Source organism: Pseudomonas sp. GM60 (assembly GCF_000282415.1).
Lineage (GTDB): Bacteria > Pseudomonadota > Gammaproteobacteria > Pseudomonadales > Pseudomonadaceae > Aquipseudomonas > Aquipseudomonas migulae.
Genome location: NZ_AKJI01000166.1, coordinates 1 through 15763 on the forward strand (window position 1 = coordinate 1; position 15763 = coordinate 15763).

Annotated in this window: 15 protein-coding genes and 1 pseudogene; 12 read left to right on the top strand and 4 right to left on the bottom strand. The window is 61.3% G+C overall.

What is annotated here, in order from left to right:
- Nucleotides 1–172 precede the first annotated feature (172 nt).
- The gene (locus PMI32_RS01455) at nucleotides 173–1489 is read left to right on the top strand and encodes a Na+/H+ antiporter family protein (RefSeq protein WP_162130708.1); all 1317 of its coding nucleotides are present in this window, start codon (nucleotides 173–175) and stop codon (nucleotides 1487–1489) included.
- 198 nt (nucleotides 1490–1687) lie between these two features.
- Nucleotides 1688–3364 (top strand): methyl-accepting chemotaxis protein CtpM, encoded by a 1677-nt coding sequence (gene ctpM / locus PMI32_RS01450; protein ID WP_504180675.1) that lies wholly within the window; start codon nucleotides 1688–1690, stop codon nucleotides 3362–3364.
- Nucleotides 3365–3555: 191 nt separating this feature from the next.
- On the opposite strand, the gene PMI32_RS01445 is transcribed toward ctpM, so the two are convergent.
- Entirely contained in the window at nucleotides 3556–4491 is a 936-nt protein-coding gene (locus PMI32_RS01445) for a LysR family transcriptional regulator (RefSeq protein WP_008035172.1), read from the bottom strand.
- 213 nt (nucleotides 4492–4704) lie between these two features.
- Here PMI32_RS01445 and PMI32_RS01440 point away from each other — a divergent pair, with 213 nt between their 5' ends.
- From PMI32_RS01440 to PMI32_RS01430, 3 genes are all read left to right on the top strand, one after another.
- The gene (locus PMI32_RS01440; protein WP_008035174.1) at nucleotides 4705–5190 is read left to right on the top strand and encodes a DMT family transporter; all 486 of its coding nucleotides are present in this window, start codon (nucleotides 4705–4707) and stop codon (nucleotides 5188–5190) included.
- Complete coding sequence (locus tag PMI32_RS01435; protein WP_008035175.1) at nucleotides 5190–5645, top strand: DMT family transporter; 456 nt, start codon at nucleotides 5190–5192, stop codon at nucleotides 5643–5645. The genes PMI32_RS01440 and PMI32_RS01435 overlap by 1 nt, the downstream gene beginning before the upstream one ends.
- Nucleotides 5646–5836: 191 nt before the next feature.
- Nucleotides 5837–6001 (top strand): metallothionein, encoded by a 165-nt coding sequence (locus PMI32_RS01430; RefSeq protein ID WP_008035176.1) that lies wholly within the window; start codon nucleotides 5837–5839, stop codon nucleotides 5999–6001.
- Nucleotides 6002–6103: 102 nt separating this feature from the next.
- Here PMI32_RS01430 and PMI32_RS01425 read toward each other — a convergent pair whose 3' ends face one another.
- Nucleotides 6104–6331, bottom strand: coding sequence for a DUF6555 family protein (locus PMI32_RS01425; RefSeq protein WP_008035177.1), 228 nt, complete (start codon nucleotides 6329–6331; stop codon nucleotides 6104–6106).
- Between the two features lie 146 nt (nucleotides 6332–6477).
- Between PMI32_RS01425 and PMI32_RS01420 the strand changes: the two genes are divergently transcribed.
- From PMI32_RS01420 to PMI32_RS01415, 3 genes are all read left to right on the top strand, one after another.
- On the top strand, nucleotides 6478–7248 hold the full coding sequence (locus PMI32_RS01420) for an AraC family transcriptional regulator (protein ID WP_032829230.1): 771 nt from the start codon (nucleotides 6478–6480) through the stop codon (nucleotides 7246–7248).
- A 183-nt stretch (nucleotides 7249–7431) separates the two neighbouring features.
- Nucleotides 7432–7605 carry a DUF1427 family protein gene (locus tag PMI32_RS30125; RefSeq protein ID WP_008035179.1) on the top strand — a complete coding sequence of 58 codons (174 nt, stop codon included), beginning with the start codon at nucleotides 7432–7434 and terminating at the stop codon, nucleotides 7603–7605.
- Between the two features lie 31 nt (nucleotides 7606–7636).
- The gene (locus PMI32_RS01415; RefSeq protein ID WP_008035180.1) at nucleotides 7637–8593 is read left to right on the top strand and encodes a quinone oxidoreductase family protein; all 957 of its coding nucleotides are present in this window, start codon (nucleotides 7637–7639) and stop codon (nucleotides 8591–8593) included.
- 128 nt (nucleotides 8594–8721) lie between these two features.
- On the opposite strand, the gene PMI32_RS01410 is transcribed toward PMI32_RS01415, so the two are convergent.
- Nucleotides 8722–9396 carry a hypothetical protein gene (locus PMI32_RS01410; protein WP_008035181.1) on the bottom strand — a complete coding sequence of 225 codons (675 nt, stop codon included), beginning with the start codon at nucleotides 9394–9396 and terminating at the stop codon, nucleotides 8722–8724.
- Between the two features lie 367 nt (nucleotides 9397–9763).
- Between PMI32_RS01410 and PMI32_RS01405 the strand changes: the two genes are divergently transcribed.
- The 3 genes and pseudogenes from PMI32_RS01405 to hemB all read left to right on the top strand — a co-directional run bounded on the left by PMI32_RS01405 (nucleotide 9764) and on the right by hemB (nucleotide 12545).
- Nucleotides 9764–10462, top strand: a complete 699-nt coding sequence (locus PMI32_RS01405) for a glutathione binding-like protein (protein ID WP_008035182.1) — start codon at nucleotides 9764–9766, stop codon at nucleotides 10460–10462.
- 33 nt (nucleotides 10463–10495) lie between these two features.
- Nucleotides 10496–11334 (top strand): annotated as a pseudogene (locus PMI32_RS0129305) (PhzF family phenazine biosynthesis protein).
- A 236-nt stretch (nucleotides 11335–11570) separates the two neighbouring features.
- The gene (gene hemB / locus PMI32_RS01400) at nucleotides 11571–12545 is read left to right on the top strand and encodes a porphobilinogen synthase (protein ID WP_008035185.1); all 975 of its coding nucleotides are present in this window, start codon (nucleotides 11571–11573) and stop codon (nucleotides 12543–12545) included.
- Between the two features lie 127 nt (nucleotides 12546–12672).
- Here the strand turns inward: hemB and PMI32_RS01395 are convergent, their stop codons facing one another.
- Nucleotides 12673–14208 carry an FAD-dependent oxidoreductase gene (locus PMI32_RS01395; protein WP_008035187.1) on the bottom strand — a complete coding sequence of 512 codons (1536 nt, stop codon included), beginning with the start codon at nucleotides 14206–14208 and terminating at the stop codon, nucleotides 12673–12675.
- A 278-nt stretch (nucleotides 14209–14486) separates the two neighbouring features.
- On the opposite strand from PMI32_RS01395, the gene PMI32_RS01390 reads away from it, so the two are divergent.
- Entirely contained in the window at nucleotides 14487–15581 is a 1095-nt protein-coding gene (locus tag PMI32_RS01390; protein WP_008035197.1) for a DUF1615 domain-containing protein, read from the top strand.
- Nucleotides 15582–15763 lie beyond the last annotated feature (182 nt).

A 15763-nucleotide genomic window follows, 5' to 3' on the forward strand; every position in this document is an offset into this window, starting at 1 on the left:
CAAGCCGGCTCCTACAGGGTGCTGCATCGTTCCAACATCGGGTGTCTGCTTTGACAAGGCGGCAGCGGTCCGGCACAGTGCGCGCCCTCTAATAAAACCCATTCCTTATCCCGCTGGCGGCTCTTCGCAGACTGCCGGCCGGGCTCATTTCGCTTGCCTTGAGGTAACGATGATTAATGCTGTAATTGCCGCGGTCGGCATCATGCTGATTCTCAGCCTGTCCCGCGTGCACGTGGTGATCGCGCTGATTATCGGCGCGCTGGTGGGTGGTCTGACCGGTGGCCTGGGCATCGACGCCACCTTGAAAGCCTTCAACAGCGGTCTCGGCGGCGGGGCGACGGTGGCCTTGTCTTATGCCTTGCTCGGCGCCTTCGCGGTGGCGATTGCCAAGTCCGGCCTGGCCCATGCGCTGGCCGACAAAGCCCTGGCCATGGTTGACCGCCAGCACGCCAACGGTGGCGGTTCGGTGAAGTGGCTGCTGATCGGCCTGCTGTGGGTGGTGGCCATCGCTTCACAGAATATTCTGCCGATACATATCGCTTTCATTCCGTTGCTGGTGCCGCCGCTGTTGTATGTGCTGACCAAGCTGCAACTGGATCGGCGGTTGATCGCCTGCGTCATGACCTTTGGCCTGATCACCCCGTACATGTTCCTGCCAGTGGGCTTCGGCAACATTTTCCTCAATGAAATCCTGCTGGCCAACGTGGCCCGCAGCGGCGTCGATATCAGCGGCATCAACGTCACCCATGCCATGGGCATTCCGGCGCTGGGCATGGTGGTGGGGCTTGCGGCAGCCTTTATCAGCTACCGCAAGAAGCGCGTCTACGACTTGGAAAAGATCGAACAGGTCGAGCAGGTCGCGGTGCAGTACAACCCGCTGAGCCTGATGGTTGCGGGTGTGGCGATTGCGGCGGCGTTCATTATTCAGTTGCTGCTGGACTCGATGATTATCGGTGCACTGGCAGGCTTTTTGATCTTCTCGGTGTCGGGCATTGTGAAATGGCGCGACACCGATGATCTGTTCACCGAAGGCATGAAGATGATGGCGATGATCGGTTTCATCATGATCGCCGCCTCGGGGTTTGCCGAAGTGATGAAAGCCACCGGTCAGGTGCAGACGCTGGTTGAAGCGTCGGCGTCGTGGATCGGCCACAGTAAAGGCATCGGTGCGTTGCTGATGCTGCTGGTCGGCCTGCTGGTGACCATGGGCATCGGTTCGTCGTTTTCCACCGTGCCGATTCTGGCAGCGATTTTCGTGCCGCTGTGCGTGCAACTGGGGTTCAGCCCGATCGCCATCGTCTGCATCGTCGGCACCGCCGGCGCGCTGGGCGACGCCGGTTCGCCTGCTTCCGACTCGACGCTCGGCCCGACCTCCGGCCTGAACATCGACGGTCAGCACCACCACATCTGGGACACCGTGGTCCCGACCTTCCTGCATTACAACCTGCCGCTGCTGGCGTTCGGCTGGGTGGCCGCGATGGTTCTCTAAACGAAGACCCCCTGTGGGAGCGAGCCTGCTCGCGATAGCGGTCTGTCTGTCACATAGATGTTGGATATGCTGCCCTCATCGCGAGCAGGCTCACTCCTACAGGGGACCTCATTGCCCCTCCAGCTCAACTTTTGACCCGGCGTGCCGTTAAAGCCTTTAACCACGCCAATAAAACCAAAAGAGTGAACCGTCATGCGCATGAGCCTGAAGGCTAAAGTCCTGTCCCTTGCCGTCCTCCCGGTGTTGCTCTTTGCGCTGGTCATCAGCCTGACCACGTTGTTCGTTCTGCAGGAACAGGCCCGCAAGGAAGTCGAGGAGACGCGTCAGCGCCTGCTCAGCGACGCCAAGGCCACCCTGCAAAGTTACGTCGCCGTGGCCATGACCGCGATCAAACCGCTCTACGAGGCCGCCGCCCCCGGCGATGACGCGGCGCGGGCCCAAGTGATCAAATTGCTGTCGAGCATCAGCTACGGCAAGGAAGGCTACTTCTTCGGCTACGACTCCAACACCGTGCGCCTGTTCAAGGCCAACAGCCCCGAAGGCGTGGGCCAGAGCTTCAAGGACAACCGCGATCCAAACGGCGTCTACGTCAACCGCGACCTGGTGAAAGTCGCCAAAGACGGCACTCACTACCTGCAATACAGCTCGCCATTGCCTGGCAATACCCAGGTGCTGGTACCAAAACTGGGCTACACCGAATACCTGCCGAAGTGGGACATGGCGGTCGGCACCTCGGTCAACCTCGACGGTATCGAGGCGCAAGTGGCCGTGGTCGAAGCCAAGGTTCAAGACCGGATGGAAGGCGTGTTGCTGAGCATCATCGGCATCGCCGCCGTCGTGCTGCTGCTGATTGCCGCCGCCGGCATGCTGCTGGCCAACACCATTCTGCGTCCGCTGAACCTGATGAAAGCCAACCTCGACGACATCGCGGCGGGCGAGGGCGACCTGACCCGGCGCCTGACCATCACCAGCCAGGATGAACTCGGCCAACTCGCCGGCTCGTTCAACCGGTTCGTCGACAAGATCCACGGCCTGGTGCGTCAGATTACCGAAATGACCTCGCAATTGACCGGGCTGGTGAATCAGGTCTCCGATCAGGCCCAGCGTTCGGATCAGGCGATGGAGCGTCAGCGTCACGAGACCGATCAGGTGGCCACGGCGATCAACGAAATGTCGGCCGCCGCGCAGGAAGTGGCGAAAAGTGCACAAAACGCGGCAGTGGCGGCGCAGCAGACCGACGAAGAAGGCCAGACGGCCAAGCGTGTGGTGGCCGGCAGCATCGTCAAGATTCATGCGTTGGTCGACGATATTCGCAGCAGCGGCGTGTCCCTCGACAGCCTGCAAAAGGACGTGTCATCGATTGTCAGCGTGCTCGGGGTGATCCGTTCGATTGCCGAGCAGACCAACCTGTTGGCGCTCAACGCCGCCATTGAAGCGGCCCGTGCCGGTGAGGCCGGTCGCGGATTTGCGGTGGTGGCCGACGAAGTCCGTGCGCTGGCCAGCCGCACGCAAATCAGCACCCAGGAAATCCAGGGCATGATCGACCGCTTGCAGGCCGGCACCCAGTCGGCGGTGGAAGCGATGCGCCGCTCCAGCGAGGCCGGCGACGGTACGTCCATGCAGGCCAACGAAGCGGGTGCTTCGCTGGACACCATGGCTCAACTGATCGGCACCATCAACTCGATGAACGCGCAGATCGCCAGCGCCGCCGAGGAGCAGACCGCCGTGGCCGAAGAGATCAACCGCAGCGTGCATCAGATCGCGGTGGCCGTGGACAACGTGGCCGGCGAAACCCAACTCGGCGCCCAGACGTCCCGCAGCCTGGCTGATCTTGGCCAGCGCCTCGGCACTCTGGTCGGCCAGTTCCGCATCTGACCCCCACCTTGTAGGAGCCGGCTTGCCGGCGATGGCGGCATGTCAGCCAACATCGATGTCGACTGACACAACGCCCCTTTGTAGGAGCCGGCTTGCTGGCGATAGCGTTGTGTCAGGCGCCATCAATGTTGGCTGATGCACCGCTATCGCCAGCAAGCCGGCTCCTACAAAGGGTTGCGGTGTTGCAGGTGTCAGGGCCTGTCCCAATACGGCACAGCCCCAAAGCATTCGACATAGAAATCAATCACCGTCCTTACCTTCACCGACAACCGTCGGCTCCCGGGCCAGAGCACGGCGATCTGTTGCGGCTCAAGGCTGTTGGACACCTGATATTTCCCCAGCACCGGCACCAGCGTGCCGTTGCGCACCGCTTCACCAATCAGCCATGACGGAAACATCACCAGGCCCAGGCCTTGTTCGGCGGCCTGTGTGAGGGTGTCGGCGTGGTTGCCGGTGATCGGTCCCTTCACCGAGTAGGGCCTCCAGTCCTGCTGACCCTGGCGGAAAAACCAGCGTTGCTGGCCGGCCACGCCTTTGTAGGCCAGGCATTGATGCGCCGCGAGGTCTTCGGGATGCAACGGTGTGCCATGGCGTTTCAAGTACGCCGGGCTCGCAGCCACCTGAAAGCGTTGAGGCGCCAGAATCCGCGCCTGCATGCTCGAATCGTGCAGCGGGCCGATGCGAAACAGCAGGTCGGCACCTTCCTGTAACGGTGCGACGTAGCTGTCGGTCTGCTGGATATCCAGCTGCAATTTTGGGTAGCACTCGCACAGTTGCCCCAGCCAGGGCGTCAGGTGCCGTTGGCCAAACACTACCGGCGCGTTGATCCGCACCAGCCCGCTCGGCTCGCTTTGTTGTTCCTGCAACGCCTGTTCGGCTTCCTCCAACTGCACCAGCACCAATCGCGCATGCTCGCCGAGCAAGCGTCCGGCTTCCGTCGGCGTGACCGCACGGGTGTGGCGGTAAAGCAATTGCTGGCTCAGCGCTTGTTCCATCAACTGGATCTGCCGGGAAATCGACGACGGCGCCAGGCCTTCGCGGCGGGCGACTTCAGAGAAGCTGCCGTGGTCGAGTACTGCGACAAACAGCCGAAGTGCCTTGAAACCCAATTCGTGGAGGCCGTGCATGAAGAATCCTGCTGTGCGAGTTACGCAAAAGTGTTGTCAGGATGCTCCCATTTATCGCACAGCTGCGCCAGCCGATAATGCGCGCCAATCACACCGACAACACAAATCCCGTGTAGGAGCCGGCTTGCCGGCGATAGCAATCTCGAGGACGCCATCGCCGGCAAGCCGGCTCCTACAGGGATCGTGTGTTGATCGATAACACAGGAGTTCCCAATGCAATCTTCTTCAATCGATATCGCTGTCACACCAGCAACCAAACCCGGGTTGCGGCTTTTGCTGCTGCCTTTGGTGATCCTGGCCGGTATGGGCCTGTCCGTGGAGGCCGGTCTGCTCGGGCCGCTGGGGGTTCAGGTCGGTCACTTGTGGGCGACGTTGAGCATCTTCGGCGTCGGCTCGGCGATCCTGTTTTTCCTGCTGCTGCTCAGCGGCCCGCAAAAGGGACCGGCCTTCAGCGACCTGCCGCGCTGGCAGTTGATCGGCGGTTTTCTCGGGCCGATCTACGTGGTGGTGCTGACCCTGGCCACGCCGTACATCGGCATTGCGATGACGATGATCGCGATCCTGTCCGGGCAGGTCGGTAAAAGCGTGCTGATCGACCACTTCGGCTGGTTCGGCGCCACTCGTAAAAAGGTCAACGGTGAACGTTGGCTGGCCTTGCTGCTGATTGTGGCGGCACTTGTTCTGATTGCGCGGGGTTAATGATGAATCTGATTATTTTGTTGGCGGTGGTCGTGGCTGCCGGTGCGGTGTTGAGTGTTCAGGCCGCCATCAATGGGCGTCTGGGCGAAACGGTCGGTGTGCTGCGCAGCAGTTTGTTGACGTTCGTGGTGGGGGCGGTGAGCACCGGGTTGCTGATCCTGTTTTTCGAGCCGGCCCAGGCCATGAGCCTGCTGGACGTGCCGAAATGGCAGCTCAGCGGCGCGCTGTTCGGCGTGGTGTACATGATGGTGATGGTGGGGGCGGTGCCACGGGTGGGTACGGCGGTGGCGACGGTCGCGGTGATCGTCGGGCAGTTGGGCATGGGGATGCTGATCGATAACTTCGGCTGGCTGGGCAACCCGCAGATCGAGCTGTCCGGCAGCCGGATACTGGCGATGGTGTTGCTCGGGTTGGCGCTGGTGTTCATGTATCGCAGCAATACCCGCCAGGCCTGACCGCTTTCGCTTTCCTGTAGGAGCGAGGCTTGCCCGCGAAGCAGATGCCGCGATCTAACCAGTTACATCGCGTTATCGTTCTTCGCGGGCAAGCCTCGCTCCTACAGGATCGGGCTGCGTCGTCTGTGGCAACTTCTACACTGGTGAGACGGGTTGTAGCCCCGACGACCACCACCTCAGGAGTCAGACTCATGATCGATAGCGAAAGTAAATGCGACTGCCCGAAATGCAACTGCAAACTGGGCCAGCATCCGATCGCACGTCACGGCAAGCACTACTGTTGCGAAGCCTGCGCCAAACACCATGAACACGGTGAAGAATGCGTGCACAAAGACTGCAAGTGCGCCCAACACTGACTGTGTAGGAGCAAGCTTGCTCGCGATGCAGGCGCCGAGGTTCTTCAGGCTGACCGCGTTATCGTTCATCGCGAGCAAGCGTGCTCCTACAGAAAAGCGTCGTTAGCTGGCGGGCCGCCAAGTGACATTTTCCACGCCGAATTTTTCCGCCATCGGCTTGCTGGTCTTTTGCACTTTCTCCCTTCCAAAGCGCGGGATCCGGCCCACGCCGGCGTCGCAACTCGCCCAATGCCAAGCCTGCGCATTGTCCATTTTGTCCAGGCGAATGATGAAAGACTTTGGGACGCCATGAAGGGTGTATTCAATGACGAAAAGTTTTGCGTTATTCATAAAGCCCGTATTCCTCCCTGTAGTAATAGAAGGATCGTCGGCGGTACGGAAAATTCATTCGGATTGTCAGACGGCTGCGGCCAGTGGCGATGAAGCCTGCGGCTGGTTACCATGGATTTTCTGAAAATCCCCGATGAATGCTGACCATGGCCCTTGCCGCGCCCCCCGACTTGAGTGACACCGATGTGCCCGTGCAACCGCTGGCACGCACCTATCCGCGCGGGCTGTTCATCGAGCCTCACGAGCATGTCTGGGGCCAGTTGTTGTATGCGATGAGCGGGGTGATGTGGGTCGAAACGCCGCATGAGGCGCTGGTGGTGCCGCCGCAACGGGCGGTGTGGTTACCGCCGGGCGTGCCTCACGGCATTCGCGTGGTCTCGGACCTGCAGATGCGCAACATCTACCTGCGTCCGGCATTGGCGGCGACGCTGGACGACACGGTCCAGGTGATCGAAGTGGGCGGGTTGCTGCGTGAGCTCATCGTCGGGCTGGTGGAGCAGGGCGACGACGGCGCGCCGGAGTATTACGAGGCGCTGGTCGGGCTGGCACTGCTGGAACTGCGGCGAGCCAAGCGTTCGCTGCTGAAAATCCCGTTGCCGGATGATTCCGACCGGCGCCTGATGAACCTGTGTCAGGCCGTCATGGCTGCACCATCGCTGGACGTTTCCTTCGAACAACACGCGCAAAATGCCGGGGCCAGCGTGCGCACCCTGGCGCGGCTGTTCAAGGACGGTCTGGGCATGGGCTTCGCCGAGTGGCGGCGACAAGTGCAACTGGCGACTGCGGTCGCGGAGCTGATCCAGGGGGCGCCGGTCAGTGCGATCGCCCGGGAGCTGGGCTACTCGCCGAGCAGCTTCAGTGACATGTTCCGTCGGGAGCTGGGTGTCGCGCCCTCGCAGTTCTGCACGAACCTGTAGGAGCCAGCTTGCTGGCGATAGCATCCTCAAATTTTGCATCGCCCTCACGTCAGCTATCGCCAGCAAGCTGGCTCCTACAGGTTATTGCGGGTGGTTTGGCCGGAATTCAGAAGCACTTGGCCGATGCTCGCGGATGCCGGCCTTTAGACTTTGGGCATCCCTCAATTGCCCACGGAGTCTGCCATGAGCTACCTCATCTCGCTGGTCATCGGTCTGGGCGTCGGTTTGCTTTACGGCGCGCTCGATTTTCGTTCCCCCGCACCACCGGCCATCGCGCTGGTGGGCCTGCTGGGCATGCTCGCCGGTGAAAAGTTGTGGCCCATGGGGCGGCAACTGGTCACTGGCTGGATCTCCTGAATTCCCTTTCCCCTGTTGGATGGACACTCCCATGAAAGCATTGCAGTTCGACAAAACCGGCGACCTTTCGGCCCTGCGCTATGTCGAGGTTCCGACCCCCATGCCCGGCGCCGATGAAGTGCTGGTGCAAATCAAGGCCGCCGGCCTCAATCCCAGCGATGTGAAGAATGTGCTGGGACGTTTTCCCTACACCACGTTGCCGCGCATTCCCGGGCGTGATTTTGCAGGTGTCGTCGTCGAAGGCCCGCAGGCGTTGATCGGTCAGGAAGTGTGGGGCACCGGCCGTGAACTGGGCTTTTTCGCCGACGGCTCCCATGCGCAATTCGTCAAGCTGCCGGCCAATGGCGTGGCGCGCAAACCGACGCACCTGAGTTTTGCCCAGGCCGCCAGCCTCGGCGTGCCTTACACCACGGCGTGGGATGCGCTGGAGCGCAGCCTGGTGAACGCACAAACGCGGTTATTGGTGATCGGTGGCGGGGCGGTCGGCAGTGCTGCGCTGGCGCTGGCCAAGGTGCGTGGCGCCCAGGTACTGGCGGCGGCGCGTCGGCCGGAGCAGGTCAAGGACTTGCAGGCTCAGGGGTATCAGACGTTGCAGCTGGATAAACCCGAGGACTTGGGGGCGCAGGTGAATGCGGTCTACACCGGCGGCGCCGACGTGATTTTTGACACCACCGGGTTCTGGCTACCGGCCTCCGTCCCCGCGCTGGCCGCGTTCGGTCGCATCGCGATCATCGCCGCGCCGGTGGATGGCCAGGTGCAATTGCCGGCCCTGGCGCTGTATCGCAAGGGCGGTTCGGTGGTGGGGATCAACTCGTTGCTATACGGCGTGCAGGCGTGCGCGGCGATGCTCGATCAGTTCGGCCGGTTCTTCGACCAGGACCTGTTGCCGTTGCCGCAAGGGTTGTTCGAATCGCCATTGGCCGAAGGGCTGGAACGTTATGCCGAAGTGAATCAGGGCAGTGGCGACAAAGTAATTTTGCTGCCATAACCCATCCCTGTAGGAGCCGGCTTGCTGGCGATGCAGACACCTCGGTCTTCCCGTTGCACCGAGTTGCCTGAATCGCCAGCAAGCCGGCTCCTACAGGTCGTGCGCGGGTCGAACAGCGCGACCAGTCCTTATGTCGGGCAGGTTTCCCGGCCGTTATCCAGGCCTTGCTTGTAGCTGTGGCTCTGCAGACTGGCCTTGCCGTTGTGCCAGGTCAGGGTGAGTACATACAGCGAGTCGTAGTCGCTGGACTCCCAGTCATCGGTGATGTTCTGTTTCTTGCCGACCGCTTCGCCGGCGACCTTGTTGATCAGCTCGGGCAGGTAGCCGTGGGACCACGCGGTGTAGATCACCGAGTTGTGGTACTTGTCATGCAGCAGTTCGTCGGCCAGGTCACTGGTGTCGTTGGCCGAGAAGTTGATGTTCACCGGCAAACCGAGCTTGATGGCGCTGGGGCTGATGGTCATCAGGGGGCGAATGTAGCTGTAGGAATTATCCAGCTCGCCTTCCTCGACATTGCGCGTCGGGTTGGCTGCAAACACGTAGTTGGCCTTGCCGAATTTTTCCGGGAGCAGGGTGGCCAGGTCGATGGCGCGGTTCAGGCCCTGGCAATTGAGCTGGCCGAGGCCGCCGGCGGGTTTTTCCGCGTGGCGCAGGAAAACCAGCGTCTGGGTGCCGTCAGCCGGCTGGGCGCGGCTTTCACTGACGACAAACGACAGGAGCAGCGCACTGATTGCCAACAGGGAGGGCAGCACGACATAGGTGCGATGCTTGAAGCGTTGGACCAATTTCATAAGGTTCATCATGGAATAAGGGTTCTTCAGCGCATTCGGTTAAGGCTGACAAACCTTTACACCACGCGCTCCCAGCGTCGGGTGTTTTCCATGTCGATGATCCGGTCCGTTTCCGAAAGGGCAGCACTCAGAGTCCACTGAGGCCCGTTTGGTTCGATTCCGGCGGCATGCGCAGCAATGTATCGACAACCATGAACGGGTTGGAGCAGAGGTTATCGACAGGATGTTGCGGATTTATGGACACAGTACACGGGGCGGTCGCAGGAGAAGACTGCAATCCATTGATCTTGGTAATCATCAATATCGATACGCCGTACGTCGCAGCCTGCGGCCACTCACACTATGATCGTGCCTCTCAATCTCTTCGTGGATCCATGTGATGACCGATCTGTCCGCTTTCCCTATCACCCAAAAATGGCCAGCCCAATACCCTGAGTGGATTCAGCTCTACTCGTTGCCGACCCCCAACGGCGTCAAGGTGTCGATCATGCTCGAAGAGATCGGCCTGCCCTACGAGCCGCATCGCGTGGGCTTCGACACCAACGACCAGCTGTCGCCCGAGTTTCTGTCGCTGAACCCCAACAACAAGATCCCGGCGATCCTCGACCCCCACGGGCCGGACGACCTGCCGCTGCCGTTGTTCGAGTCCGGGGCGATTCTGATTTACCTCGCCGACAAGAGCGGGCAGTTGCTGGCCCAGGAATCGGCTGCGCGTTATGAGACGATCCAGTGGTTGATGTTTCAGATGGGTGGCATCGGGCCAATGTTTGGCCAGCTCGGTTTCTTCAATAAATTCGCCGGCAAGGACTACGAAGACAAACGCCCTCGGGATCGCTATGTCGAGGAAAGTAAACGTTTGTTAAAAGTGCTTGATGGACGTCTGCAGGGGCGCGACTGGATCATGGGCGAGCGCTACACCATCGCCGACATCGCGACATTCCCGTGGGTGCGCAACCTGATCGGCTTCTATGAGGCGGGCGATCTGGTGGGCATCAAGGATTTCCCGAACGTGACGCGGGTGCTGGAGCGCTTCCTGGCGCGGCCGGCGGTGATGCGCGGGCTGGAAATTCCCAAGTAAGACATTTCGAATCCACCAAGACCAAGGCAGGCCATGCACGCATTCGATTTCAAGCAAGTAGATGTCTTCAGCCGCGTTGCGCTCAAGGGCAATCCGTTGGCCGTGGTATTCGGCGCCGATGAGCTCAGCGATGAGCGCATGGCGGCGTTCGCCACCTGGACCAATCTCAGTGAAACCACGTTCATCCTCGCCCCGCAGGACCCTCGGGCCGATTACCGGGTGCGGATTTTCACCACCCTGAACGAATTGCCATTCGCCGGTCACCCGACCTTGGGCACCTGCCATGCCTGGCTCGAAGCCGGTGGCGTCCCCAAGGGCGAGGAGATCATTCAGGAGTGCGGCGTGGGCCTGGTGCGGGTGCGCCGGCAAGGCGCGGAACTGGCCTTTCTCGCACCGCCACTGCTCAAGACCGGGCCGGTGCAGGCGGATCTGGTAGAGCGCGTGCGACGCGGGCTCCGACTGGAACCGGGCGCCATCGTGCGGGCACAGTGGGTCGATAACGGCGCTGGCTGGCGGTGATGGTCGAGGATCGCCAGCAGGTGCTGGATCTTCAGCCGGACCATACGCAGATGCTCGGCCTCGCGGTTGGCGTGATTGCGCCGTGGCATCCCGAGCGTGACGGCGACGACGCACAGTTCGAAGTGCGGGCGTTCATTTCCGGCGACGGCATGCCGGAAGATCCCGCCACCGGCAGCCTGAATGCCGGCATCGCTCAATGGCTGCTCAGCGAAGGGCTGGCGCCGGCGTCTTACGTGGTGAGTCAGGGCTTGACCATGGGGCGGGCTGGGCGCATTCAGGTCGATCAGGTGGGCGATGAGATCTGGATTGGTGGTTCCGTGGTGACCTGTATTTCCGGAACCATGACGCTGTAAAACCTGTGGGAGCGGGCTTGCTCGCGAAGGCGTCGTGACATTCAACATCCATGTCGACTGACACGACGCCTTCGCGAGCAAGCCCGCTCCCACAGGGTTTTATGGTGGATGCGGTGATTATTGCTGCAGCGGTAACGGTTTTTACTCCGCTGAGGTTTGTGCCCGGCGGCGAACTGGGCATAAGCTTTCGCCCCCTTACGACTTTCGTCTCGTCCCCCGATTTTTCAGGAAACCCCATGTCCAGTCAGTTCCCCGAAGCACGTCCACGCCGTCTGCGCCGCAATGCGAGCCTGCGCAGCCTGTTCCAGGAAACCGAATTCAGCTTGAACGATCTGGTGCTGCCGATTTTCGTCGAGGAAGAAATCGACGACTTCGTGCCGATCAAAAGCATGCCCGGTGTGATGCGGATTCCGGAGTCGAAACTGGCCGGCGAGATCGAGCGCTATGCCCGGGCGGGGATCAAGTCGGTGATGACCTTCGGCGTGTCCCATCATCTGGACAGCAGCGGCAGCGACACCTGGAGTGACAATGGCCTGGTCTCGCGCATGGCGCGCATCGCCAAGGACGCGGTGCCGGAGATGATCGTGATGTCCGACACCTGCTTCTGCGAATACACCGACCACGGTCACTGCGGCGTGTTGCACAACCACGAAGTCGATAATGACCAGACCCTGATCAACCTCGGCAAACAAGCCGTCGCGGCAGCCCGTGCCGGTGCCGATGTGATCGCGCCGTCGGCGGCCATGGACGGGCAGGTCCAGGCGATTCGCCGGGCGCTGGATGATGCCGGTTTCACCCAGACCGCGATCATGGCCTATTCGACCAAATTCGCCTCGGCGCTCTACGGCCCGTTCCGCGAAGCCGGCGGCAGCGCACTCAAGGGCGACCGCAAAAGCTATCAAATGAACCCGATGAACCGCCGCGAAGCGGTGCGTGAGTCGTTGATGGACGAGCAGGAAGGCGCCGACGCGCTGATGGTCAAGCCGGCCGGCGCGTACCTGGACATCATCCGCGACATTCGCGAGGTTTCGCGCCTGCCGCTGTCGGCGTACCAGGTGAGCGGCGAGTACGCGATGATCAAGTTCGGCGCACAGGCCGGGGCCATCGATGAGGACCGCGTGGTGCGCGAGAGTCTCGGCGCGATCAAACGGGCGGGTGCGGATTTGATCTTCACCTACTTCGCAATGGACCTGGCCCTGGCCGGGATCTAAAAAACACACACACAAAACCCCTGTGGGAGCGGGCTTGCTCGCGAAGGCGGTGTATCAGTCAATGCAACTGTCGACTGACACACCGCCTTCGCGAGCAAGCCCGCTCCCACATTTGGACTGTGTTGAATCAGTGAGGGCCAAAATACGGTCGTATCCCGCGATCCCGGAAGTACCGTTCGATCACCTTCGGATCCGAGCACGACTCGGCCACCGCCACGTAGGTATCCGGCCGCAACAAATAAAACCCGTTGCGCCCAAGGCCTGATGTTTCAAACGCCGGTCGCCAGTCAAACACATGCAACGGCAAGTGATGTTCATTGCACCAGGCAATCATTTCGTCGCTGGTGTCGCCGTACACATGTACCTGCCAGTTCGGGCACTTCAGCGGCCCGAAATTATCCCCTTCACCATCATGCGCCCACGGCAAGCGGTCGCCACCGTGAACGTGCCCGGCGACGCCGGTGCTCAATGGCATTCCACGATAATTGAGGGTGATCTGCGACACCGTACGAAACAGGAATTCCCGGGAGGCCTCGAACGAAGCCATTTTCGGCAACAGGAACGGCGCCAGACGAGTACGCAGCAAATCCGCCATGCGTCCTTCGGCGGTGACAAAACTGAACACCCGGTCGGTGGTGGCGACCAGTTTGCGGGCAAAGGCGATGCGCTCGGTTTCATACGTGTCGAGCAGATGCGGGGCAGCACCGCCGCTCAACACGGCCGCGAGTTTCCAGGCGAGGTTGATGGCATCGCCGATGCCGGTGTTCATGCCCTGGCCGCCCGCCGGGCTGTGGACATGGGCCGCGTCGCCCAATAGAAATGCGCGACCGCTGCGAAAGTGATCGGCCACCCGATGATGCACACGGTAGGTCGAGAACCAGTTCACCTGCTCGATCTGCACTTTCAAGTGTTCGATGGCGCGGGTGCTGACGTCTTCGAATCGCAGGGTTTCCACATGCTCGGCGCGTTCGTCGCGAACGGTGCCGATCAACCGCGCGCGACCTTGGCCGGCGAGGGGAAACACCGCGAGAAAGTCTGCTTCATCGAGGTCCAGGTGCAGCTCGCCATTGAGCGCCGGCCCGCTGGCCTGCACGTCGGCCACGTAGAAAATCTGCTGGTAGGTGCCGCCGGGAAATCCGGTGTCGAGGGTTTTGCGCACCCGCGAACGGGCACCGTCGCAACCGGCGAGGTAACAGGCCTGACAGGTTTCCTCTTGACCATCGGGCAGGCGCAGCCGTGCGGTGATGCCATCGCCGGTTTCTTCGAAGCTCTCCAACTCGGTGTTGCGCTCGACCCGGATGCCAAAGGTTTCCAGGCGTTCAATCAGCAATTGTTCGTGCTCGTCCTGGGGAAAAATCTCCAGGAATGCATACGGCGTCAGACCCTCGCCAATCCGGCCCAACGGCAAGCGCGCCACGGGTTCGCCCTTGACCCAGAAGTTGGCCGCCGCCACGCGATGCCCTTTGTGTATCACGGCCTCGTTGAGGTCGAGCTGGCGATACAGTTCCAGTGTGCGCGCCTGCACGGCCAACGCCCGTGAAGTGGTGCCGGGGGCCGAGGTCTTGTCGATAATCCGCACGCGGATCCCCAGTTTGCTCAGCCACAGCGCGAGCACCAGTCCGGTGGGTCCGGCGCCGATGATCAGTACGTCGCTACGGTTCATGCGCCTGTTCTCCCCTGGCGTCTTGGCTCAAGTATGGTCCAGCCAAAGAGGGCCGTCAGACAGCCCGCCCAACGGAAAAGACCCTGTAGGAGCCGGCTTGCTGGCGATGAACGATAACGCGCTCATCTTGATACACCTCGGTGCTCCCATCGCCAGCAAGCCGGCTCCCACAGTTCAATGTGTCTGTGCCGGGAACAGTGTGTCGCCGGCACAGTCATAGCCTGCGCCATGCGATTGATCGTATGGTTAACCCGGTTCAACGGATCTGATGGAGCGCCATGCAAGCCAATCGATTGATCACGAGCGTCGCGGCGCTGTTGGTGCTGGCCGGTTGCGGGACTCAGCGCACCCAGGAAGCCCCGGCCCGCACACCCAAAGAGGTCAAGGCCGAGATCGTGCGCCTGCTGCCGGCGAAAACCGTTGATCGCCAAGGCTGGGCCACGGACATCTACGCGGCGTTTGCTGCGCAGAACATTTATCCCTCTACGCAAAATCTGTGTTCCGTACTGGCGGTCACCGAGCAGGAGTCGACCTTTCAGGCGGACCCGCCGGTGCCGGGCCTGGGCAAGATCGCCCGAGAGGAAATCGACCGCCGTGCCGCCAAAGCCCACATCCCCGGCCTGCTAGTGAGCGGTGCGCTGCAAATACGTTCCAGCACCGGCAAAAGCTACAGCGACCGATTGAATGCCGCGCGCAGTGAAAAGGAATTGAGCGCGATCTTCGATGATTTCATCGGCAGGGTGCCCATGGGCCGCACGCTGTTCGGTGGTTTCAATCCGGTGCACACCGGCGGACCGATGCAGGTCAGCATCGACTTCGCCGAGCAGCAGGCGCGGGGTTATCCGTACCCGGTGGACGGCTCGATTCGGCATGAAGTGTTCAGCCGTCGCGGCGGTATGTATTTCGGCATCGCCCACTTGCTCGGTTATCCGGTGAGCTACAAGCAGCCGCTGTACCGCTTCGCCGATTTCAACGCCGGTTGGTACGCCAGTCGAAACGCCGCATTTCAGAACGCGGTGAGCCGTGCTTCGGGGATTCCTCTGGCGCTGGACGGTGATCTGGTGCGCTACGACTCGATCATGCCCGGCACCACGGAACTGGCCGTGCGCACCCTCGGCAAGCAACTGGGCATGCGTAACCCGACGATTCGGGATCAACTGGAGAAGGGCAAAAGCCTCGAGTTCGAGGACAGTACGTTGTATCAGCGGGTTTTCGAATTGGCCGAGAAGGCCGAAGGCCGTCCATTGCCGCGAGCGGTATTGCCGGGGATTGCGTTGCAGAGCCCGAAAATCACCCGAAAACTCACCACGGCGTGGTTTGCCAAGCGGGTCGACGAGCGTTATCAGCGCTGCATGGCGCTGGCGGGGAAGTGACCGGTCTCAAAAAATGCATAAAAAAACCCGGTGGGTGAGGCCGGGTTTTTTGTCGAGTGTTGCTGCAAAGCCATTCATTCATACAGCGCGGCTTTCGATCAGACGGTCGGAACCACCTTCGGCAACGCGATTTTCGATCAGACGGTCGGAACCACCTTCGGCGACGCGGTTTTCGATCAGAC